The organism is Geomonas limicola (assembly GCF_014193675.1).
GTDB classification, from domain to species: Bacteria; Desulfobacterota; Desulfuromonadia; order Geobacterales; family Geobacteraceae; genus Geomonas; species Geomonas limicola.
In genome coordinates, this window is sequence record NZ_BLXZ01000012.1 from 17,771 (window position 1) to 38,720 (window position 20,950).

Below are 20,950 nucleotides of genomic sequence, written 5' to 3' on the forward strand. Positions count from 1 at the left end.
GAAGTTCACCAGCAGCGCCGCTTGTACGGTGTAAATAACAATCAGGTATGCCGATGAAAGTCCTGTGCGGCAGGGTCATCCGAACGATCCTGCTTTTTTCTTGCTTGCTCCTCCTGTTAGCCCCGCTCTCCCGCGCCGAAGATACCGAACAGATCTTCCAGGACGCCAACGATGCCATGGCTCGCGGCGACCTCCCTGCCGCCATCACGGTCCTCAAGAAGGTTCCCTTTTCCAAGACCGACGACAGCGGAGCTTTCGTGCGCAGCCGGATGCAGGTCGCCCGCCTGCAGTTCGCCCTGAAGGACTTCCCCGCCGCCACGGCGAGCACGAAAGAGGTGCTCGCGGTCTACCCGGACAACAGCGAGGCGCTGAACTTCCTGGCCTCGGTGCAAAAGGAGCAGAAACCGCGCTACGTGGTGTTCTGGGAGGACTGCCTGCGCTTTCTTCCGAACCTTTTAAAGGGTGCGGTGATGACCATCACCCTGGTGTTCTGCACCATGCTGATCTCGCCTTTGGGGGGGCTCCTGATCGCCTTGGGGCGCATCAGCCGGTTTAAGCCGTTCTCGGTGCTCTGCTGGTTCATCATCTGGCTCTTCCGCGGCACGCCGCTTTTGTTGCAGCTTTTCTTCATCTACTACGGCCTTCCTTCGCTGGGGATAACCTTCAAGCCGTTCACCGCGGCGATCCTGGGGCTCGGGCTCAACTATTCTGCCTACCTGGGTGAGATCATCCGCGGCGGCATCCAGAGCATCGAGCACGGCCAGATGGAGGCGGCCAAGGCTATCGGCATGAGCTACGGGCAGGCGATGCGCCGGGTCATCATCCCGCAGACCTACAAGCGGCTCATGCCCCCCATCGGCAACGAGTTCATCGCGCTCATAAAGGACACCGCGCTGGTTTCCACCATCGCCATGGTGGAGCTGATGCGCTCGGCCGACCAGATGTTCAATGCCTACTTCAACGTGACGGCGCTCATCCTGGCGGCCCTCATCTACCTCGTTTTCACCACCTTCTTCACCTTCATCTTCGAAAAGATCGAGCACCGGGCCGGCATCTATGAAATCCGCTAACCAACCGCTTCTCAGCCTCAAGGGAATCACCAAGCGCTTCGGCGCACTCACCGCGGTAAACGGCGTCGACCTCGACGTCTGCCCCGGGGAGATCGTGGTCATCATCGGACCGTCGGGCTCCGGCAAGTCCACCCTGTTGCGCTCGGTCAACTTCCTGGAGGAGATCGAAGAGGGAACCATCACCTTCGAGGGGAAGGAGGTGGGCTACGTGAAGAACAAGCACGGCCGGCGCCACCTGGACACCCCGCAGAAGATCTGCGCGCTGAGATCCGAGATCGGCATGGTGTTCCAGCACTTCAACCTGTTTCCGCACATGACGGTACTGGGGAACGTGATGGAGGGGCCGCTCACCGTGCAGAAGAAGGGGCAGGAGGAGGCGCGCCACATCGCGCTGGACATGCTGGCCAAGGTGGGGCTCTCGGAGAAGCGCGACGTCTACCCGGCGACCCTCTCCGGCGGACAGAAACAGCGCGTCGCCATCGCCCGTGCGCTTGCCATGCGCCCCAAGCTCATGCTCTTCGACGAGCCTACCTCGGCGCTCGACCCGGAGCTCATCGGCGAGGTCTTCGATACCATCCGCGCCCTTGGCAAGGAGGGGATGACCATGATCATCGTCACCCACCAGATGGGTTTTGCCAAGGAGATGGCTGACCGCGTCATCTTCATGGAGGCCGGTTCTTTCGTGGCGCAGGGGACTCCTGAGGACTTCTTCGCCAACCAGATGGAACACGACCGGATCCAGTCCTTCCTCTCCAGAATACTCTAGTAGTTACCAAGCCTTGCGGCGGCCCATGCGGCCGCCTTTCCCCCCAATCGACATACTTTTCCCCCGATGGTACAATAAATCCGTGCTAAGAAAAGGTTTCCGGCACGAGGTGGTGGGTTCCCCTATGGCTCGATATTTCCTGGGCTGTAGCGAACTCAAAGGTAGCGACACAAGGGGGAACGACGATGATCCGTTCAGAAGAGGTAATTGGTGCGGTGCTCGCAGCCTTCGAGCGGGAGCCGCGGGTGAATCTGCATAAATCCCCGATAGATCTGAGATTCGAGGACGGGGTTTTGACGTTGAGCGGCGAGGTCGACGGTATCGCCGCCAAGAAGCTCGCTCTGGAACTGGCGGCAGCACCCCGGCCGGTCAGTGGCGTGGTGGACCGGCTCCGGGTGGCGCCGGCGGAGCGGATGGAGGACGGTGCCATACGCGACCACGTCTGCGACGCCCTGCTCTCCGAACCGGTCTTCGAAGAGTTTTCCATCCAGGTCGTGATCAAGCAGGACCTGGAGCCGGTGCGTTCCCTCATGTCCCGCTACGAGATTCAGGTCGAGGTGAACGACGGGGTGGTCATCCTGAACGGAATCGTTGAGAGCATCTCGCACAAGAGGATGGCCGGCGTGCTGGCCTGGTGGGTGCCGGGGAGCCGCGACGTGGTGAACGGTCTGGAGCTCGCCCATTCCGAGGATAACGACGAAGAGGTGGTGGACAGCCTGCGGCTCGTGCTCGAGAAGGATCCCATGGTGAACGCGTCCCAGCTGCGCCTGAGCTGCCGCAACCTGGTGGTGACGCTGGACGGTGCCGTCTCGACCGAGAGTGCCAAATCCACCGCCGAGGCCGACGCGTGGTACCTGTTCGGGGTGAACGGCGTGGTGAACCGGATCGTGGTGCTGGGCTGACGGGGAGTAGCCTGGGGACGTGGTATTTGTCGCTGGAGCCAGCTGGCGTTGAAAGAAGACTGAGAAAATCTGCGCAAAGGGTGCTTATCTATCGAGAAGGCACCCTTTTTTGTGGGGTTCGGCTGCCCCGGCTCAGACATCGAGTACCACGGTAGCCTGCCAGCCTCCGGGAACCTGGTGCACCGACAACCTGAGCATGGTGACCGCCTTCACATCGGTATCGAGCTGGTGCCGGCAAGCGTCGATTTCTTCCCCCTGCAGGGCTGCCTGCAACTGGTAGCTATCGACCCCCTCGCTCCCGATCTCCAGCCATTGCGGCCGCAACAGGAGCCGTCGGGCGTCCTTGTAGAAGATCAGCTCGTTCAGGAACTCGAACAGGAGCATCTCGAGACTCTCCTCGGCCAGCGAGACCCGTACCGTTTCGGTGGGGCGCACCGCTGTCGGATCCTCGGCCATGACCTTGAGGGTCGCCTCGGCCGCCGCGCTGAAGAGCTCCTCCAGGGTGCTCCCGGAGGCGTCGAACGCGATGTCCGCGTGCGCTATGTCGCCTCTGAATTCGTAGGGCATTGGGGACCTCACGGTGATGGGCACTGTTTGGGTTGAGGTACCCGGGCTGCGTCGAGCGCCCGTCACGGTTCCTGACCGGCGAGCTGGCAGCCCGGCTCGACGCACGGCCCGGGTTTGAGTCCTAGCCTTTGATGTTGCCGATCGGGACCAGGCGGGCCACCCGTTTGCTGAGTCCGGCGAGCTCAGTGGTCAGCACCACTTCGTCGATGTCCTTGTAGGCGGCACCCGCCTCCTCGGCCAGGCCGCCGAACGAGTCGGTGCGCACATAGATGCCGCGCTGCTCCATGTCGTGCTGCAGCTTGTCGCCCCGGAACTGCTTTTTCGCCTCGTGCCGGCTCATGGTCCTGCCGCTGCCGTGGGCAGTGGTGAAAAAGGCGTCCGCGCCACTGGACATGCCGGCCAGCAGGTAAGAGCCGGTTTCCATGCTCCCGCCGATGATCACCGGTTGGCCGGTCTTGTCATAACACTTCGGGATGCCCTGGGCGCCGGGACCGAAGGCCCGGGTAGAGCCCTTGCGGTGCACCAGGAGTTCCTTCACTCGGCCATTCACGGTGTGACGCTCGAGCTTGGCGGTGTTGTGGGCCACGTCATAGACCATGCGCATGGCAAGCTCTTCGGGGCTTTTGTGGAACACGTCCGAAAAGACCTCCCGGATACGGTGCAGGATCACCTGGCGGTTGGCGAAAGCCATGTTCACGGCGCACTTCATGGCGCTGAAGTAGGACTGCCCTTCGGGGGAGTGGAATGGGGCGCAGGCAAGTTCACGGTCTCGGATCTTGATGCCGTACTTGCGTTCCATGACACCCAGGAAGAGTTTCAGGTAGTCCGTGGCGACCTGGTGCCCGAACCCGCGGCTGCCGCAGTGGAACATGATCACCACCTGGTTGGGGACCATGGTGAGCCCGAACGCCTCGGCGCGTTCGGCGTCCATGATGTTGTGCGGTTGGACCACCTGGATTTCGCAGTAGTGGTTGCCGCTTCCCAGGGTGCCCAGCTGGTTGAAGCCCCGCTCTACCGCCTTCACGCTCACGTCCGAGGCATCGGCACCGGAAAAACAGCCCCCCTCCTCGGTCATCTCCAGATCCTCGTGAGTCGCGTAGGCGTGCTTCAGGCACCAGCGTGATCCCTGCTCGGCCACCTGCCGGAACTCGTCCTGTTTCAGCTTTACAAAACCGTGGCAGCCGACGCCGGTCGGAATCCTGGCGAAGAGCCGGTCCACGAGGTGGTGCAGCCGGGGCAGCACCTCTTCCGCGCTCAGGTTGGTCAGCACCAGTCGCATCCCACAGTTGATGTCGAAGCCGATGCCGCCGGGAGAGATGACCCCGCTGCCGGGATCCATGGCCGCCAATCCTCCGATGGGAAATCCATACCCCCAATGGCCGTCCGGCATACAGTAGGCGTAGCGCTGGATACCCGGGAGGGTCGCCACGTTGCAGACTTGCTCGAAAACGCCTGCGTCCATCTCCTTGACCAGCTTCTCGCTCGCGAAGATGCGGGCCGGAACCAGCATCCCCTCCTTGTAGCTCATGGGAAGTTCCCAGATCGTATCTGCTATCCGTTTCAGCGCCGCCGGGGTAGTCATGACGTCCTCCGCTACTGTAGATCGTTATCCATGGCGCTATGTTACCATACTTGGTTCTGCTGGTGATTCGCTACGGGGGGAGTGGCAAGCCGGGCTGGGGGGCGTGTATCGAAGAGGTGGTGCTATGGGGGGAGTTGGGCTGGGGCGCGGTCTGCATCACCTCAGGATGAGCACGCGCCGTTGGCATGCCAAACGGAGCCTTCCTTCCGGGAGAAGGAACAGTTATTTCTGCCGCCTGGTGGAAGGTTTTCCGGGTATCAAGGAAACCGGGAGGCAGGCGCCCTGGAAGGCCCGGCTGCACGTTAGCAACCTTTGCCCAGGAGTCGGCCCGGTCACCCTTGGCCGTTGGTGGTGCGCTCCCCGGGCTTCGGGAGCTCGTTTCGCCCGGGACATCGCCATCGAAAATGCGGGAAGTAGATTATTTCGCGCGTTCTCTTCTGGCTATGCCATGTGCCAGATCGGTGAGCAGGATGACGTCTGCCTCGGCGTCTTCGGTCTTCTGCCAGTCGCTGGTATCGTCGTAGCCGATGATGCACCCCTTGTCGATGAGGTAATCGAGGTGGTACGCGTTGATGACATCGTAGGTGTAGTCGTCGTAACAGACCAGAACGCCCATGGGGGTCCCTCCCTGGTTTGATGCGGGCCGAACCGGCCCGTTAATGATCTTATCGGACGGGGTGCCGAAATACTTTAATGCGCACCAAGGGGGGTGGTGGCCACAGCTTGTGCGTTACGTGGTACAGGCATGGGGGCTTTGCCATCCCGGCGGTCGGCCAGCACCTTTTGATACTCTGCGAGCCCGCGTGCCTCCGCCTGGAGGTGCATCTGGTATTCCCTGAGTCCCGTGGCCTGTGCCTGTTGACGTCCTTCGGCCTCGGCACGCTTGCGCATCTGCTGCACCGTGGCCTTCTTTGCCTTCGACGTGCGGCTGTTGGCCGCGCGGTGGTGTTTGGTCGTCGCCCCGTGTGCCGGTGCCTGACCGGCCTGTACCGTCCCTGTCAGCATGAAGAGAATGGCGATGGTCCCTGATGCTCTCATCAGTCTCCTTACGGCGGCGGGCTCACTCTCGAGCCCGCCGCTTGTGTCCTTTTTACTGAAGGTTACCTGCAATGACGGCGGGTGCTGCGGTCACCACGGGCTCGGTCGGCTGGCCCGGGTCGGCCCAGATGCTCAGGGTCGGTGTAGCGACGTTCGACACCTGCAACGCCTCACAGCCTGTCGTCGCCTTCATGCGCTGCTCGAGCTCCAACGGTTTCACCAGGTAGCTGTTGCCGCTGGTATCGGTGACAGTCGAGCCGCTGGTGATGGTGAACTGCTGTACCCAGCGTACCGACGAGTTCGGTCCCTGCAGCGAGCAGTCCGCATCGGCACCGGTGTTGGAGTCGATACACTTGCCGGGGATGCCCTGCAGGTCGCCGAACCCGTTGTACTGCAGGTAGAACTTCGCGTTGGTGTAACCGTTGCCGGTGTGGCTGTAGAGCACCTGGAGTGGCTGCTGAAAGCTGAGGAAGGTGCTGCCGTTTTTCAGGGTGGAGAACTGCTGCCAGGACTGCGGGCCAGTCTCCCAGGTGTAGAACTCGGCAAGGTTACCCCAGGCCTGCCAGCCGCAGGTGGCGTTGGCGTCGAAGCCGCAGGCCAGGCTCGCGATGTTGTCGGAAATGCTCGGGTCGAAGAGCGGGCCGCTCTGCAGGCCGTTAGGGTAGACCTCCGCATTGCTCACGACAACCGGGTTGCCGCTCTGGGTCAGGGTGAGGCTGTTCGGGTTGAACGCGTAGGAGTAGAGCAGCCCCGCGCTGGGAGCCTGGGCCCGGAAACCGACCTCGCGGTAGGGGAACGGATCGCTGTTGGCGACCTTATCGAGGTCCGGGCAGTTGGTGGTGCAGGCGAGGGTACTCGGCACCGTGTCACCGGGGACTACGACGGACCGTGCATAGAGAACGACCTGGGCGGTGTCGCTTGCGCTGCAGGCGAAGGTTTGCGGCCCCTGGTTCTGTACGGAGTTCGGGGCGCAGGCAAGTTTCACCTGCACGTCGCCACCCAGGGCGTCGGAGTAAAAATTGAGGCCTGCGCTCCCCAGGCTCGCCAGGTCGATGTTTTCCGGAGTGATGTCCTGCCAGGTCTGCCCGTTGTTCCCCTGCACCATGAGGGCGTCTTTCACGAAGTTGCTGCCGTCCCAGGTGACCCGATAGCTGCTCGGGGTGTTGTTCGTGAAGGAGAACAGGCTCAGGGCCACCCCCTTGATCTCCGCCAGTGTCAGGGTCTTGCGGGTATGCTTGACCAGTTTACCCGGAGCCGTGAACACTGTGTAGGGGGTAGTGTCCGGAGTGGGACCGTAGCTCTGCTTGTAGACGGTGTCACCGTTGGCAAGCGGGGTACCCTGGTTCTGCCAGATTCCCCAGTACCCCACGTAGCCGTTGCCGCTGACCCCGTTTTTGGTGAAGCTGATCGGGAAGCCCGAGTTCCTCTGCATGCGTGCCCCGGTCCCCGCGTCGTAGAGACCGTAGCGCCAAGCCGAGCTGTCGAAGTCGTTGCGGTTCAGGCAGCGGTCGTCGTTGCCGGCCACGCGATGGAACAGGCTCGTGTTGTAAGCGATGTCCATTGTACCTAAAATGCTGTTGGAGAGGGTGCCCGAGCCGGTGGAGCCGTCGGCAGAGCGCAAGAGGGCCGCGGCGGAGGTTCCCCCGCCGTTGCCGGCATCTTGCTCGACGAACTTGAGCGAAACCTGGCCGCCGTTGGCGGGTTCGGTGAGCAGGCTCCCCTTGAAGACGGGCTGGCTGCTGGACGGCAGACCGGCGGTAGCAGGGTAGCCGGCAAAGTCCAGACGGAAAAGTCCGAGCGGGTTGGCGGTGCTGGCGCCGGCACTTATATTGGCGGAGCCGTAGATAATCTTCTCGCCGTTTTCGTGGGATTCGTGAACCCATACCCGCAGCACTTCAGGCGAGTTCGAGTCGGCCCGGGTGGCAAGGACGGTCCAGGTAGCGTAATCCGGGGCGTTGCCGGCCTGCCCGCCTTGCCCGCCGTTGTCGCCACACAGCTTGTTGTCGATAAGAGCCCGGTAAGCACCTTTGTTCACCATGTCGGAGTGCCTGGTCTGGGCCACCTTGCACAGGATGTCGTTCGGGGTGTTGAAGGCCTCGATAGAACGGTCGTTAACGTAGATGAAGGGAATGTCCTTGTCGAAGTCGGAGCCCGCAGGGAGGCTGGCTACAGCCTTGGCGGTGAGCTTCCCCGCTTGTCCGGTCTTGGGATCCACGACGCTTACCTTGCTGGCGATGGTCAGGCCGGCTACCGGCTGTTGGCCGCCACTTGTGCTACCGCCACTGCATCCTGCCAGTGCCAATGCCCCCAGGGGCAGCAGGATGAAGCTTTTCTTCACCTTTCCGTGCATGGTCGAACCTCCTTTGTAACGAGTGCCGGTTCTGCCGGCGCTTGATTACCGGCAGTGAAACCGCCGGGACAATGCGGGACCAAGCGCCGGTTTGACCGGCGTTGTGAGTGAAATATCGTCAAGGTGTGGAAAAACTACAGGAATTTGTCGGCGCGTTCCCAGAGACCTCGTTGCCCCCGCCCTGAAGCTGGTGCATGACTTGGAACCGACGCAGTGTAATTTCAGGAGGTTGCCGACGGGGGGGACTTCCAATGCTGTTGGCTCTGATGTGGCATTATGAGAAAAATAATGTATACCCCTTCCTGCCGCTGCCTCTGACAGCGCTCAGCCGGGCTGTGTTTTCGCCGGGTCCGGCGCATTGCAAACCGGTGGTTGACAAGGGTGTGGGGTGCCCTGTATGCTCGTGTGATGCCCGACGGCAGACAATTCAGTGATGAGGTACTCAACAATGGACGAAATGTTGGATGAGATGGAAACCGGCGAAGAGAGTTTCGCCGAGCTGTTCGAGGCGAGCCAGAAGGACGCCGGTCGCCTGGCACCGGGTGACAAGGTGGAAGCAACGGTTCTGAAGATCGCCAAGGAGTGGGTGTTTCTGGACACCGGCCGCAAAGGCGAAGGTGTCCTCGATATAAAGGAACTCATGGACGCCGAAGGCAACCTGACCGTGCAGGTCGGTGACAAGGTGACCGCTTGGTTCATTTCCTCGCGCAACAACGAGATGCGCTTCACGACCAAGATCGGTGGTGCCGGTGGCTCGGCAGGCAATGCCCAGCTTGAGGAGGCCTACGCCAACGGAATTCCGGTGCAAGGGGTCATTGAGAAGGAGATCAAGGGCGGTTTCGAGGTTAAGGTCGCCGGTTCGCGCGCCTTCTGCCCGTTCTCCCAGGTTGCGCTGCGCCGGGTACAGGACACTGCGGCCCTGATCGGCAAGCATCTCCCCTTCATGATCACCGAGTACGGTGAGAAGGGGCGCAACATCGTCCTGTCGCACCGTGCACTCCTCGAGGAGGAGCTGCGCCAGCAGAAAGAGTCTCTCAAGGAGACCCTGCAGGTAGGCCAGAAGGTGCACGGCACGGTCACCTCGCTGCGCGACTTCGGTGCCTTCGTCTCGATCGGCTCGGTAGAGGGGCTGCTCCCGGTATCCGAGGTGGGCTGGACCCGCGTAAACCACGTGAGCGAGGTTTTGAGCGTAGGGCAGGAACTCGATCTGGTCGTGAAGTCCATCGACTGGGACAAGGACCGCATCTCCTTCTCGCTCAAGGATACCCTGGCCGATCCCTGGGAAGAGGCTGCCGGCGCCTTCCCGGAAGGGACCTTCCACAATGGCAAAGTCGCCCGTCTCACCCCGTTTGGCGCCTTCGTCACCCTGGCTGACGGTGTCGACGGTCTGATCCACATCTCCAAGCTGGGGGCAGGCAAGCGCATCCAGCACCCCCGCGAAGTGCTCTCCGAGGGGCAGGAAATTGAGGTGAAAGTCGAGGGTGTGGACCGCGAGCAGCGTCGTATCTCGCTGTCGCTCGCCTCGGTGAGCCGTGCCGAGCAGGAGCAGGCCGACTCCCTGAACGCCTTCCGCGCCAGCGCGGCAGAGGCACCCAAAGGGATGGGGACCTTGGGCGACCTGCTCAAAGCGAAGCTCAACAAAGGCTAATCGGTGCAGGAGATCTTCCCGGATCCCGGCTTTCTACTCAAGCTGGCCCGCACCAAGATGCCGTTTGGCAAGTACGCCGGGACTCTCTTGGTAGATCTTCCCGAGCCATACCTGGTCTGGTTCCGCCAACAGGGTTTCCCGAATGGCGAGTTGGGCGAGCTGCTGCAGTGCCTGTACGAAATCAAGTTGAACGGCCTGGAGTACCTGTTCGCCCCGCTGAAAATACGCTGACGCTGTACAACAAAAAAGCCCTCTCGGATATCGAGAGGGCTTTTTTCATGCCCGAAAAAGTTGTCGAGGACTCTCTTGCGAGTTGTCCCCTTTACTTGGAGCGCTGCCAGCCCGGTGGCAGGAACGTATCTAGCGCATCCAGTTCACCCGGACCTGGTTCAGGTCGTGGGTCCACTGGTACTGCAGTTCCCCCCGTTGGGACTTGTACACTTCGCGCCCCAGTTTCTGGGCCAGCTTGTCTTCGGTCGTGGTTACCGTGATGTGGTCCCCCTCCTCCCGGATTTCCATGATGCGACCAATCGGGTTTTTCTCCCGGGACCGTTGTTCCTCGTGTCGGATGGTGTTCAGTATCTCTTTCTTGTGCTCGGCCAGGTAGGGACCGGAAAGGGTGACGACCCCGCCGGGGTTATGATCTTTCATCCTTTGGCAGGCCGGGCAGAGCACCTCGCAGCTGGGCGGTCCCTCGGGGTGGCCCAGCTGCCACCTTTTACTGCGGTAAACCAGGCCACATCCTTTGCACAGGGCATCTTCCGGCAGTCCCCGCTGCTGGAGGTAGACGTGCGGGCTGCGGATCGTTCTCAACCGGTTTTCTTCCGGTGGTCCTTTACGTTTGTGTGCCATAATGAGCCTCCTCGACACTCTCTGTGGTCAACCCCAGTATAGCATCGCAGCACGTGGGGAAGAGCGCTTTCTCCAGAAAATCAGGCGGTTCCGCCCAGCATCCCCTCCCCGGTTGCCCAGCTGGGGGCACAAAAAAAGCCCGATACCTTCGGCGTCGGGCTTTTTCGCAAAGTGTAACTGGCGTTCATTTCGAGATGCTTTAATCTAATCCGTCGGTGGGCTGCTAATCGGAGGTCGGAGTACCTGCTCACCCGGTGACCAGGTAAGCCCCGGTGAACCCTTTTGGCTGTCCCCTTTTTGAAGCGGTTTTTACGCGCATGGCGGATGAGAATCTACGCCTTCCGGCTTGATCTCCTGATACGCCAGTTACCAACTCCAAAGTACCGTAAAGGATATATGAGACATCTGCCCTTGTTTCTAGCATTCCCCCGGAAAACGTTTCAGGCATATTCTTGAACTGAATTGCTCACCACGTCTGAACCTGAGAATCACAAGAAAGTTGTATCGACAGCTTCCTCAGAATCACCCTTGCCTGTACCCCAGAGTTGTTTTCAAAGAGCTTGCTTCGTTACAACTTCATTCTACGCTTGGGGGTAGGGTGAGTCAACAGTTCCTGCTGAGAGCCAGCGCAGGGACCGGCTGTGACACTCTCGACTCGGAGGTGCTGTGGGGCACGCCGGCTTCCGCGCCCGGTTCCAACTCGCCTGCCGCGAGGGCGGTCACCACGGCACCGGTCGGCAACAGCCGGCTGAAGCGCGAACCGGTACGGGACCAGGGGCGGTCGGCGGAGAGGATCCCGGCGCTGCACTGCAGTTGCGGCACCCGGGCGTTGAGGTAGGTGGCATACCCGAAGAAGTCCTCATGGAACCAGGTTTCTTCCTCGAACCCGCAGGGGGGGGTCGGCTTGCCACAGCAGGGGCAGGTGAAAAGGTTCCCCAGAAAAACGTCCAGACGGATGTCCATGCGCCTCTCGTCCCGCCCAAAGGTCACCGAAACAATGTGCCAAGGATGGTGCAGCCCCAGCGTGGCCGAGAAAATTGCGGGATAATCCATGGGTAAACCTCTGATCCGTCGAGTGGTGATGTGGCATTGTCGGACACCTTGTGGGGGGTAAATGCTCGATATCCTTTAGCAACGAGCATGCCATCACCCGGTATCCACTTCCAGCCCGCATTAAAGCTCTATTCCTGCCGGTCGGTGTGCTTATGATCGGTGCCAAGAAATCGTTGCAGGGTTTAGTCAGCTTTCACCGTGCCGCCCCTGTTTTCAGCATTCTCGCGGTCTGTCACCTTTTTTGCAGTTGTAATAAATGTGGCACCCCTATAGAATCGCCCCCTGGCCTTCCAGGCAAGGCCGAGGCTTTGGCGCTGCCGCACCGCAGGTTTCCAGCTTTTTGGCACGTGCCTTGAAAATCGCCCTGCCAACCCGCAGCGCTGGCTGCACCAAACCCACAGCCGACGGAGCAGTGCATGACCCAGATGAACGGCCTCAGAAAACAGGTGCTGCTGGTCGATGACGAGGAACGGATTCTCACCACGTCGAGGCTCTGCCTGCAGGGGAGCGGGATCGACGAGGTCCGTACCTTGAGCGACAGCAGTAAGGTGCTGCAGTACCTGGCCGAGGAACCGGTCGCGGTCCTGGTCCTCGACCTGCACATGCCGTCCCCCTCCGGCATGGAGCTGCTCCCCAAGATCATCCACGACCACCCTCACATACCCGTCATCATCGTCACGGCTGACGACGAGATCGAGACCGTGGTGGAGTGCGTGAAGACCGGGGCCTTCGACTACCTGGTGAAGCCGGTAGACTCGCGCCGCCTGGTCACCTGCGTCGGGAAGGCGCTGGAGATGCGCAACCTTTCCCGCGAACTCTCGGACCTCACCCAGCGCCTGCTCACCGACCGCCTGGATCACCCCGAGGCCTTTACTGCCATCGTCACCGGGAACAAGAAGATGCGCGCCATCTTCCAGTACATCGAGATGGTGGCGGTGACCCGGCAGCCGATCCTGATCACCGGTGAGACCGGTGCCGGCAAGGAACTGATCGCCCGCGCCATCCACGACCTGAGCGGTTGCAGCGGCGAGTACGTGGCCCTTAACGCAGCCGGTCTCGACGACAACATGTTCTCGGACACCCTGTTCGGGCACAAAAAAGGCGCCTACACCGGTGCCGACCAGAGCCGCGACGGCCTGATCACCCGCGCCTCGGGTGGAACGCTCTTTTTGGACGAGATCGGCGACCTCAACGAGCTGAGCCAGGTGAAACTTCTGCGCCTTTTGCAGGAGCAGGAATATTACCCGGTGGGGTCGGATTTTGCCAAGAAGAGCAACGCCCGCATCGTCATGGCGACCAACCGTGACCTGCAGGGGCTGATCGCCGCGGGCAAGTTCCGCAACGACCTCTACTACCGGCTCTGCGGGCACCGCATCCATCTCCCCCCTCTGCGCGAGCGGCTGGACGACCTCCCGCTGCTTTTGGACCATTTCCTGGGACTGGTGGCCGAGCGTATCAACAAGAAAAAGCCCACCCCGCCGCCTGAGCTCGCCGTGCTGTTGTCGCTGTACCACTTTCCGGGGAACGTGCGCGAACTCGAGGCCCTGGTCTTCGATGCCGTGGTGCGCCATACCTCGGGTATCCTCTCCATGGAGAGCTTCCGCGCGGTGATCGGCGACGAGCGTCTCCTGGCTCCACCCCCTACCAGTACCGCTGCCGTCACGGACGACGACCCGCTGGCCGTCATCTTCGGTCATTTCCCCACCGTCGACGAAATCGAGGAGTACATGATCAAGGAGGCCATGCAGCTCTCCGGAGGTAACCTCGGAGGCGCCAGCAGGCTCCTCGGCATGGGGCGCCAGACCCTGAACAAACGGCTGAAAGGCTGATTTGTCGCCCGTTCCTGCTGTGATACCATTGTGCGGTCGGAGGGGGTATGGACAGGTGGAACCTCAATAACCAATCGGCCAAGGAACGCATGATCCGTGAACACCTGATGGGACGCGGCATCCGCGATCCCCGGGTGCTCTCGGCCATGCGCGAGGTCCCGCGCGAGTCCTTCCTCCCCGACGAGATGCACGCCTTCGCCTACGACGATTCCCCCCTTCCTATCGCTGCCGGCCAGACCATTTCCCAACCCTACATCGTGGCCTTCATGATCGAGGCCCTGGAGCTCGAGGGGGGCGAGCGGGTGCTCGAGATCGGTACCGGTTCGGGGTACGCCGCGGCGGTGTTAAGCCGCTGCGCGGCGCAGGTGTACACCGTGGAGCGCATTGCGGTGCTGGCGCAAGCGGCCCGCAGCAGGCTCGAGGAATTCGGCTACGCAAACGTGACGGTGCATCTGGGGGATGGGACGCTGGGGTGGCGGGAGCAGGCGCCCTACCAGGGGATCGTGGTCACCGCCGGGGCGCCGGAGGTCCCCGGGGCGCTCTTGGAGCAGTTGGCCCCCGGGGGACGTCTGGTGATCCCGGTTGGCGCCACCCAGCAGCTGCAAAACCTGGTGCGGGTGCGGCGCATCGGGGAGGGCGAGTACCGGCGCGAAGATCTGGGAGCGGTGCGTTTCGTGCCGCTCATCGGAGAACAGGGGTGGTAGCTACTCCGCTTCGGAAGGGGAGGGGGCTTCGGCAGGAGGAACCTCCTCCAACCGTTTGAGCAGGGTTTCTTCCTTTAACCCGGTGAGACGGGTGAGGGTCTGCAGCAGCGGAGCGGGAAGCGGGGCCGGAATCACCAGTGCCTCCCCGGTCGCCGGGTGCACCAGTTGCGTGACGAAGGAGTGCAAGAGGTGCCCGGTAAAGCCGGGAAGGGGGCGGCCGCCGTAGCGCTTGTCCCCCAGAATCGGGCGCCCGAGCATCTTGAAGTGCTGCCGAATCTGGTGCATCCGCCCGGTCAGCGGGTACACCGCAACGAGGGCCCCGGAACTCCCCTGCGACAGCCGCAGGTAGCGGGTCTGGGACTCCTTCCCGTCCAGCGGGAAATCGATCATACCTTCTGCAGGCAGTTTTCCTTCCACCATTGCCAGGTACAGTTTCCCCAGCCCTTCGTTCTGTATCATCTTCCCGAACATCCCCGCCGCCACAGCACTCTTGGCGAGCAGTATCGCTCCGGAAGTGCCGCGGTCCAACCGGTTCACCGGCCTCAGGCGGCTCGTCCCGTCCCTGCGTTTCAAAAAGCTCTCCGCCAGGTCCACCAGGTTCGCCTCGCTGGCGTCTTCGGTGCGGTGCACCGGCAAGCCGGGCGCCTTGTTGAAGCAGATGATCCAGGTGTCTTCGAAAAGGATGTCCAGCTCGGGAGGCTCTTTGGCGACGAAGGCGACGGTCTTGCCGCTCTCCTTCAGATGCACCAGGTCGTGCTGCTTGAGGAGTTGCTCGGGCGTGGGGGCAGACCCGTTCACGGTGAGGTGCCCGGTGTTCAGCAGCTTTTTCAGGTAGGAGAACTGTGCGGTGGGCATCAGGTTGCGCAGGAAGCTGTCGACGCGCCGCAGGTGGTCGTGGGCCGATATCTCGTAAGTTAACATGCGCGGGAGTATAGCCTCATTGAGGGCACCCTGCAAGGCTGACGTTGCCGGGGGCAGCTCCGGTGCTCTCCGGTCTACCCTGCCGAGGCGCCAGGTTGCAGACATAAAAAAGGCAAGGAAGCGTGCTTCCTTGCCTGTGATTTCACGATCCGCCGCTTTTCAGGTCTGCCCCACCTTGGTGCCGACGTTGTCGGCACCGTCTCCTAGCCCGGCGATGTCAGGCAGCGACACCGGATCACAGACCCGGTCCTGGTCGCTTACTTTGGCGCCGCAGTTGCCACATTCGAAGGTGGGGTGCAGGGCCAATTCGTGAACCAGGTCCGTTTCGCCGGCCGCCGTCAACGCGCAGATATGTTCTTTGTGTTTCTCGTCCGTGCATGCCATGGTTGGTACCTCCTTGTGAGCCGCCCTGGTGGTCGGAGCCAGTACCCCGGGCAGCCACGCCGTACTTCCTGCAGTATAGCATTGAGGACTTTTTCCGGCAGATAATCCGCGAGACGCAAAAAAAGGCGCACCCCGCGTGGGGTGCGCCTTCGTGTCCTGCACTGGCGGTCGCTTCCTACTTCTTGAGGTTGTAGAAGACCTCGGCGCCGCGGAACTGGGCCACTTCGTCCAGTTCGTCCTCGATGCGCAGCAGCTGGTTGTATTTGCAGACGCGGTCGGTGCGGCACAGCGAACCGGTCTTGATCTGGCCCGCGTTCACCGCGACGGAGAGGTCGGCCAGGGTGGTGTCCTCGGTCTCGCCGGAGCGGTGCGAGATGACGCAGGTGTAACCGGCGCGCTTGGCCATCTCGATGGCGTCGAGGGTCTCGGTCAGGGTGCCGATCTGGTTCAGCTTGATCAGGATCGAGTTGGCGATCCCCTTCTTGATCCCTTCCTTCAGGATGGAGGGGTTGGTGACGAACAGGTCGTCGCCCACGATCTGGATGCGCTTGCCCAGGCGCTCGGTCAGAAGCTTCCAGCCGTCCCAGTCGTTCTCGGCCATGCCGTCCTCGATGGAGACGATCGGGTACTTGTTCACCAGGTTCTCGTAGAAGTCGACCAGTTCGGTCGGGGTCTTCTTGGGCTGTGCCTCGTTCTCCAGCGTGTACACGCCGTTCTCGAAGAGCTCGGAGGATGCGACGTCAAGCGCCAGCAGCACCTCTTCACCCGGCTTGTAGCCGGCCTTGACGATTGCTTCCATGATCACTTCCAGCGCCTCTTCGTTGGACTTGAGGTTCGGTGCGAAGCCACCCTCGTCGCCCACGGCCGTGTTGTACCCTTTCCCCTTGAGGACGGACTTCAGGGCGTGGAAGATCTCGGCACCCATGCGCAGCGCCTCCTTGAAGCTCTTGGCGCCGGCCGGCATGATCATGAATTCCTGGATGTCGACGTTGTTGTCCGCGTGCGCTCCACCGTTGATGATGTTCATCATCGGCAGCGGCAGCTCTTTCGCGTTCGCGCCCCCCAGGTACTGGTACAGGGGCAGGCCGACTTCCTCGGCGGCTGCCTTGGCGACTGCCAGCGAAACGCCCAGGATGGCGTTCGCGCCCAGGCGGCTTTTGAACTCGGTGCCGTCCAGGGCCAGCATGCGGTTGTCTATTCCTGCCTGATCGGTGGCGTCCATGCCCGTGATCTCGTCGGCGATGATGTCGTTCACGTTGGAGACCGCTTTGAGGACCCCTTTACCCAGGTAGCGCCCCTTGTCCCCATCGCGCAGTTCCAGTGCCTCGCGCTCGCCGGTCGAAGCGCCGGACGGGACTGCAGCCCTCCCCATGGCACCCGAATCGAGGAACACTTCGACCTCCAAGGTCGGATTCCCCCTGGAATCAAGGATCTCTCTGGCGTACACTTCGGTAATCTGGCTCATTTTTCCCCCCGCGTTTTGTTAATGGCGGCAGTTTTACCTGCCAATGGAGCCCTGGTTTATATCACATCCGGCGACAAATGGTAAGCGGTTTTTTAAATTTTTATTAACTAGAGCCGCGGGCAGGGGGACTCGGCTGCGCCACCGTCGTTTCCATTGACAGAAAAAGGCCAAAGAGGATATATTGGCTCCTTGTCTGCTTCCCGGCGGCTTTTGCCTACGACATGGGAACCACTGGAAATAATGCCCACCGAAAACGGCGATAAACAAAAAAACGACAAAACCTCCGTCGCCCAGCTCTGTACCTGCTGGCTGGAGAAGTTCGCCGACGCGTTCTCCGGTGAAAAATATCAAAAAAGCACCCGCATCACCCTCCTATTCGCCACCGCCTTATTCCTCACCCTGCTCATCATTCCCAGCCCGCAACTCCTCACCGTAAAGTTCCGCGAGGGGGACATCGCTACCTCCGATATCCGCGCCTCGCAGGACTACCTGATCGAGGACCTGCTCCTCACCGAGAAGAAGCGTGCGGAGGCCGAAGCGACGGCGCCCTACGTCTACAGCCTGGATCCCAACGCGAACCTGGAGATCGTCAGCCGCTTCGAACAGGCCTTCGCCCTGTTGCGTGAAAAAGGGCGCCAGGCGGTTGCCGAGGTGCTGGTGCCGGACCTGACCGACCAGGAGTTCGGCGCCTTGGCGCGCATCAAGGATTCCCGGGCCTTCCTCGCCGACCTGGGACGCCAGGTGGCGCCGTTTTACCGGCAGCGCATCGTCGCGGACCTGGCGAAGTTCAGTGCCAACCGCAAGCACGGCATCCAGGTGATCGATCCCGGGACCCGGCAGGAGGTGGCGGCCGGCGATTATGCGGCGGTCATCGACCTCGCTACCGCCAGGCGGAACTTCGCCGCAGCGCACCTTACCTACGGCGGTCAGTCCCGGGACCTGGAGCTCTTGAAGGGAGTGGCGCTGCGCATGCTCTCGCCCAACCTCTCCTTCGACCGCGACGCCTCCGAGGATAAGAAGGGGGAGGCGCGTGCCGCGGTACGCCCGGTGCTCTTCAAGCTGAAACGCGGCGAGATGGTGGTGCGCGTGGGCGAACGGGTCTCCGCCGAACAGGCGCTGAAGCTCGAGAAGATGTACAAGTCCAAGAACCTGACCCCGCTACTTACCGGAGTCGGGGTATTCGGGCTGATTCTCGTGCTCTCCTACTCGCCGTACCGCTTCGCCCGCAAGAACATCCGCAAGTTCAACCCGACGAACAAGGACATCATGTTCCTGGCGCTTTTGACCGTCGCCAACTTCGCCGGGCTCAAGTTCCTGTTCGCCGTCTCCACCGCTCTCGGCGGGGTCTTCCCCAGCATCGACACGGCGAGCTATTTCTACCTGTTCCCCTTTGCCGCCGGCAGCATCATCGTCCGGATCATCCTGAACTCGGAAGTGGCCCTGGTCTACTGCTCCATCTGTGCGCCGCTTCTGGGGATCATGATGAACAACTCGCTGCCGGTGGTGATCTACGCCCTTTTGGGCGGCATCGTCGGCGCGCACGGGGTGCGCCAGTGCAAGGAGCGCGGCACCATCTACTCGGCCGGGCTCAAGGTGAGCGTGGTCAACGTGGCGGTGGCGCTCTGCTTCCACATCTACGGCGACAACCCGATGTCGCTGCAGACCCTCTACTGCATCGGCTTCGCCTTCTTCGGCGGTTTCCTCAATGCGGTCTTCGTCTCGGGGACGGTTCCCCTGGTGGAGGCACTCTTCCAGTACACCACCGACGTAAAGCTCCTCGAACTCGCCAACCTGAACTCCCCGCTGTTGCGCGAGCTGATGATCCGGGCTCCCGGCACCTACCACCACAGCGTGCTGGTCGGCAACCTGGTCGAGGCGGGGGCCGAGGCGATCAACGCCAACCCCCTCCTGGGCCGGGTCGCGGCCTACTACCACGACGTCGGGAAGCTCAAAAAGCCGCTCTACTTCATCGAGAACATCCGCGACGGCGAGAACCGCCACGACAAGCTCTCGCCCAGCATGAGCGCGCTCATCCTCATCTCGCACATGAAGGAAGGGGTGGAGCTGGCCCGCGAGTACCGGCTGGGGCGCCCGATCATCGACATCATCCGCCAGTCGCACGGCACCAGCCTCATCAGCTACTTCTACCTGAAGGCGAAGGGGATGGAGACTCCCGGGGCGCCGCCGGTGGACGAGCGCGACTTCCGCTACCCGGGGCCGAAACCGCAGACCCGCGAGGCGGGACTGGTGCTTCTGGCCGACTGCGTCGAGGCGGCGAGCCGCACCCTGGTCGATCCGACACCTGCGCGCATCCAGGGGATGGTGCAGAAGATCATCAACAACATCTTCATGGACGGGCAGCTCGACGAGTGCGAACTGACCCTTAAAAACCTGCACGAGATAGCCAAGAGCTTCAACCAGATCCTGGCCGGGATCTACCACCACCGGATCGACTACCCGGAACCTGCCTACAAGGAGAAGAGCTGTGCCAAGAAGTCCCCAGAAGATAGTGATAGCGAACCGCCAAAAGCGGAACCCAGTCGGGATTCCGGCGTTCAGAAAGGTGGCACAGAGGATCTTAGACGCCTTGGGATGTCCTGAGGCCGAACTCTCGGTCACCGTGGTCGGGGATCGCTCGATCCGGACCCTGAACCGCGACTATCTTGGGCGCGACAAGGCCACCAACGTGATCTCCTTCGCCATGCAGGAAGGGGAGTTCGGGGAGCTGAACCCGCAGATGCTGGGTGACGTGGTGATCTCCGCCGACACCGCGGCGCGCGAGGCCGACGAGGCGGGCGAAACCTACTGGAACCGGCTCTGCTTTTTGCTCTTGCACGGCATCCTGCATATCACCGGCTACGATCACGAGAGAAGCGGCGAGGCCGAGGCGGCCCGCATGGAAAAGCGCGAGCGCGAGATCTTCGCCCAACTCGTCGAGGAAGGGCTTGTCTAGCGGCTTCGGCCGGATACCCGCATCGGGAGGGGGAGGGTGAAGCCGACCCGCTTCATTGAATCGGTCAACTGCGCGATAGAGGGGATCCTCTACACGGTGCGCACCCAAAAGCACATGCGGCGTCACTTCGCCGCGGCGCTCGTGGTCATGACCGCGGCCCTCCTGGTACGGGTCACCCCGATGGAGTTCATGCTGATCGCGCTGGCGATCTCCTTCGTTTTGTTCGCCGAACTCCTCAACACCGCCATCGAGGTGGTGGTCGACATGATCTCGCCGGAGTTTCATCCGATGGCCAAGGTGGCCAAGGACGTGGCGGCGGGAGCCGTACTGGTGGCGGCCTTCGGGACCGCCATCCTCGGGTACCTGGTCCTTGCCAAGTACCTGTTTCCATTTCATCGGGGAGTGCTCGCCATGGTCGGCACCAGTTCCGAGCTGGGAACCGTCGTGTCGGTCATCATGGTGCTCATCACGGTGATCATCCTGAAGTCCCTGACCGGCAAGGGGACGCCGCTCAAGGGGGGGGTGCCCAGCGGGCACGCGGCGGTCGCCTTTTCCATCGCCACCAGCATCTCTTTCAACACCCAGGACCCGCTCACCTCGCTTTTGTGCTTCGTCCTGGCGGTGATGGTGAGCCACTCGCGGCTCCTTTTGCAGATCCACAGCACCCGGGAGGTGGTGATGGGCGCCTTGACGGGGACGCTGGTGACCGTCGCGGTGACCAGTGTGTTTCACGCCTTTGGCTGAACCGGATCACAACGCGCGCCGGGCTGGCCGGCATCAAGACAGAGAACTACCCCCGCCGGCTGGTGGGAGAACAGGGAGGAAGAGACAGGGCTGACAAAGTGGTCAGTATCCCGACGCGACAA

At 61.9% G+C, this 20,950-nt stretch carries 20 protein-coding genes; 10 read left to right on the forward strand and 10 right to left on the reverse strand.

The window, feature by feature from the left end; translation table 11 throughout:
• The first annotated feature begins 104 nt into the window (after positions 1-104).
• The 3 genes from H7688_RS21865 (at position 105) to H7688_RS21875 (ending at position 2,738) form a co-directional block, all read left to right on the forward strand.
• A complete protein-coding gene (locus tag H7688_RS21865) occupies positions 105-1,070 on the forward strand; it encodes an ABC transporter permease subunit (RefSeq protein WP_246329921.1) in 966 nt (321 codons plus the stop codon).
• Entirely contained in the window at positions 1,057-1,836 is a 780-nt protein-coding gene (locus H7688_RS21870) for an amino acid ABC transporter ATP-binding protein (protein WP_183363379.1), read from the forward strand. The genes H7688_RS21865 and H7688_RS21870 overlap by 14 nt, the downstream gene beginning before the upstream one ends.
• A gap of 185 nt (positions 1,837-2,021) precedes the next feature.
• A complete protein-coding gene (locus tag H7688_RS21875; RefSeq protein WP_183363380.1) occupies positions 2,022-2,738 on the forward strand; it encodes a BON domain-containing protein in 717 nt (238 codons plus the stop codon).
• Between the two features lie 132 nt (positions 2,739-2,870).
• On the opposite strand, the gene H7688_RS21880 is transcribed toward H7688_RS21875, so the two are convergent.
• The 5 genes from H7688_RS21880 to H7688_RS21900 form a co-directional block, all read right to left on the reverse strand.
• Positions 2,871-3,305, reverse strand: a complete 435-nt coding sequence (locus tag H7688_RS21880) for an archease (RefSeq protein WP_183363381.1) — start codon at positions 3,303-3,305, stop codon at positions 2,871-2,873.
• Positions 3,306-3,426: 121 nt separating this feature from the next.
• Positions 3,427-4,887 (reverse strand): RtcB family protein, encoded by a 1,461-nt coding sequence (locus H7688_RS21885; protein ID WP_183363382.1) that lies wholly within the window; start codon positions 4,885-4,887, stop codon positions 3,427-3,429.
• 418 nt (positions 4,888-5,305) lie between these two features.
• A complete protein-coding gene (locus H7688_RS21890) occupies positions 5,306-5,503 on the reverse strand; it encodes a GSU3473 family protein (RefSeq protein ID WP_183363383.1) in 198 nt (65 codons plus the stop codon).
• Positions 5,504-5,577: 74 nt separating this feature from the next.
• Positions 5,578-5,925, reverse strand: a complete 348-nt coding sequence (locus tag H7688_RS21895; RefSeq protein WP_183363384.1) for a hypothetical protein — start codon at positions 5,923-5,925, stop codon at positions 5,578-5,580.
• Positions 5,926-5,977: 52 nt separating this feature from the next.
• A complete protein-coding gene (locus H7688_RS21900; RefSeq protein WP_183363385.1) occupies positions 5,978-8,275 on the reverse strand; it encodes a hypothetical protein in 2,298 nt (765 codons plus the stop codon).
• Positions 8,276-8,723: 448 nt separating this feature from the next.
• Between H7688_RS21900 and rpsA the strand changes: the two genes are divergently transcribed.
• Together rpsA and H7688_RS21910 are read left to right on the forward strand one after the other, a co-directional pair.
• Complete coding sequence (rpsA, locus tag H7688_RS21905) at positions 8,724-9,923, forward strand: 30S ribosomal protein S1 (protein WP_183363386.1); 1,200 nt, start codon at positions 8,724-8,726, stop codon at positions 9,921-9,923.
• Positions 9,924-9,926: 3 nt separating this feature from the next.
• The gene (locus H7688_RS21910; protein WP_183363387.1) at positions 9,927-10,154 is read left to right on the forward strand and encodes a DUF3820 family protein; all 228 of its coding nucleotides are present in this window, start codon (positions 9,927-9,929) and stop codon (positions 10,152-10,154) included.
• Between the two features lie 129 nt (positions 10,155-10,283).
• On the opposite strand, the gene H7688_RS21915 is transcribed toward H7688_RS21910, so the two are convergent.
• Both H7688_RS21915 and H7688_RS21920 read right to left on the reverse strand, forming a co-directional pair.
• Positions 10,284-10,775 carry a BCAM0308 family protein gene (locus H7688_RS21915; protein ID WP_183363388.1) on the reverse strand — a complete coding sequence of 164 codons (492 nt, stop codon included), beginning with the start codon at positions 10,773-10,775 and terminating at the stop codon, positions 10,284-10,286.
• A gap of 603 nt (positions 10,776-11,378) precedes the next feature.
• A complete protein-coding gene (locus H7688_RS21920; RefSeq protein ID WP_183363389.1) occupies positions 11,379-11,738 on the reverse strand; it encodes a transposase family protein in 360 nt (119 codons plus the stop codon).
• A gap of 506 nt (positions 11,739-12,244) precedes the next feature.
• Here H7688_RS21920 and H7688_RS21925 point away from each other — a divergent pair.
• Together H7688_RS21925 and H7688_RS21930 are read left to right on the forward strand one after the other, a co-directional pair.
• Positions 12,245-13,657, forward strand: coding sequence for a sigma-54-dependent transcriptional regulator (locus H7688_RS21925; protein ID WP_183363390.1), 1,413 nt, complete (start codon positions 12,245-12,247; stop codon positions 13,655-13,657).
• Between the two features lie 47 nt (positions 13,658-13,704).
• Positions 13,705-14,361, forward strand: a complete 657-nt coding sequence (locus tag H7688_RS21930) for a protein-L-isoaspartate(D-aspartate) O-methyltransferase (RefSeq protein ID WP_183363391.1) — start codon at positions 13,705-13,707, stop codon at positions 14,359-14,361.
• On the opposite strand, the gene H7688_RS21935 is transcribed toward H7688_RS21930, so the two are convergent.
• The 3 genes from H7688_RS21935 to eno form a co-directional block, all read right to left on the reverse strand.
• Complete coding sequence (locus H7688_RS21935) at positions 14,362-15,282, reverse strand: RluA family pseudouridine synthase (RefSeq protein WP_183363392.1); 921 nt, start codon at positions 15,280-15,282, stop codon at positions 14,362-14,364.
• Between the two features lie 159 nt (positions 15,283-15,441).
• Positions 15,442-15,666: a hypothetical protein gene (locus tag H7688_RS21940; RefSeq protein WP_183363393.1), complete on the reverse strand. Its 225-nt coding sequence runs from the start codon at positions 15,664-15,666 to the stop codon at positions 15,442-15,444.
• Positions 15,667-15,841: 175 nt separating this feature from the next.
• Positions 15,842-17,131, reverse strand: coding sequence for a phosphopyruvate hydratase (gene eno, locus H7688_RS21945; protein WP_183356584.1), 1,290 nt, complete (start codon positions 17,129-17,131; stop codon positions 15,842-15,844).
• Positions 17,132-17,371: 240 nt separating this feature from the next.
• Here eno and H7688_RS21950 point away from each other — a divergent pair, with 240 nt between their 5' ends.
• The 3 genes from H7688_RS21950 to H7688_RS21960 are packed head-to-tail and all read left to right on the forward strand — an operon-like array spanning position 17,372 to position 20,828.
• Positions 17,372-19,732: an HD family phosphohydrolase gene (locus tag H7688_RS21950; RefSeq protein WP_183363394.1), complete on the forward strand. Its 2,361-nt coding sequence runs from the start codon at positions 17,372-17,374 to the stop codon at positions 19,730-19,732.
• Positions 19,695-20,084 carry an rRNA maturation RNase YbeY gene (gene ybeY / locus H7688_RS21955; protein ID WP_503826608.1) on the forward strand — a complete coding sequence of 130 codons (390 nt, stop codon included), beginning with the start codon at positions 19,695-19,697 and terminating at the stop codon, positions 20,082-20,084. The genes H7688_RS21950 and ybeY overlap by 38 nt, the downstream gene beginning before the upstream one ends.
• Positions 20,085-20,120: 36 nt before the next feature.
• Entirely contained in the window at positions 20,121-20,828 is a 708-nt protein-coding gene (locus H7688_RS21960) for a diacylglycerol kinase (protein WP_183363396.1), read from the forward strand.
• Positions 20,829-20,950: the final 122 nt, after the last annotated feature.

Bases quoted from the DNA above. Each gene is read 5' to 3' on its own strand.
- H7688_RS21870 (WP_183363379.1), top strand. From the start codon at position 1,057: ATGAAATCCGCTAACCAACCGCTTCTCAGCCTCAAGGGAATCACCAAG.
- H7688_RS21875 (WP_183363380.1), top strand. From the start codon at position 2,022: ATGATCCGTTCAGAAGAGGTAATTGGTGCGGTGCTCGCAGCCTTCGAG.
- H7688_RS21880 (WP_183363381.1), bottom strand. From the start codon at position 3,305: ATGCCCTACGAATTCAGAGGCGACATAGCGCACGCGGACATCGCGTTC.
- H7688_RS21885 (WP_183363382.1), bottom strand. From the start codon at position 4,887: ATGACTACCCCGGCGGCGCTGAAACGGATAGCAGATACGATCTGGGAA.
- H7688_RS21890 (WP_183363383.1), bottom strand. From the start codon at position 5,503: ATGGGCGTTCTGGTCTGTTACGACGACTACACCTACGATGTCATCAAC.
- H7688_RS21895 (WP_183363384.1), bottom strand. From the start codon at position 5,925: ATGAGAGCATCAGGGACCATCGCCATTCTCTTCATGCTGACAGGGACG.
- H7688_RS21900 (WP_183363385.1), bottom strand. From the start codon at position 8,275: ATGCACGGAAAGGTGAAGAAAAGCTTCATCCTGCTGCCCCTGGGGGCA.
- rpsA (WP_183363386.1), top strand. From the start codon at position 8,724: ATGGACGAAATGTTGGATGAGATGGAAACCGGCGAAGAGAGTTTCGCC.
- H7688_RS21915 (WP_183363388.1), bottom strand. From the start codon at position 10,775: ATGGCACACAAACGTAAAGGACCACCGGAAGAAAACCGGTTGAGAACG.
- H7688_RS21920 (WP_183363389.1), bottom strand. From the start codon at position 11,738: ATGGACATCCGTCTGGACGTTTTTCTGGGGAACCTTTTCACCTGCCCC.
- H7688_RS21925 (WP_183363390.1), top strand. From the start codon at position 12,245: ATGACCCAGATGAACGGCCTCAGAAAACAGGTGCTGCTGGTCGATGAC.
- H7688_RS21930 (WP_183363391.1), top strand. From the start codon at position 13,705: ATGGACAGGTGGAACCTCAATAACCAATCGGCCAAGGAACGCATGATC.
- H7688_RS21935 (WP_183363392.1), bottom strand. From the start codon at position 15,282: ATGTTAACTTACGAGATATCGGCCCACGACCACCTGCGGCGCGTCGAC.
- H7688_RS21940 (WP_183363393.1), bottom strand. From the start codon at position 15,666: ATGGCATGCACGGACGAGAAACACAAAGAACATATCTGCGCGTTGACG.
- eno (WP_183356584.1), bottom strand. From the start codon at position 17,131: ATGAGCCAGATTACCGAAGTGTACGCCAGAGAGATCCTTGATTCCAGG.
- H7688_RS21950 (WP_183363394.1), top strand. From the start codon at position 17,372: ATGCCCACCGAAAACGGCGATAAACAAAAAAACGACAAAACCTCCGTC.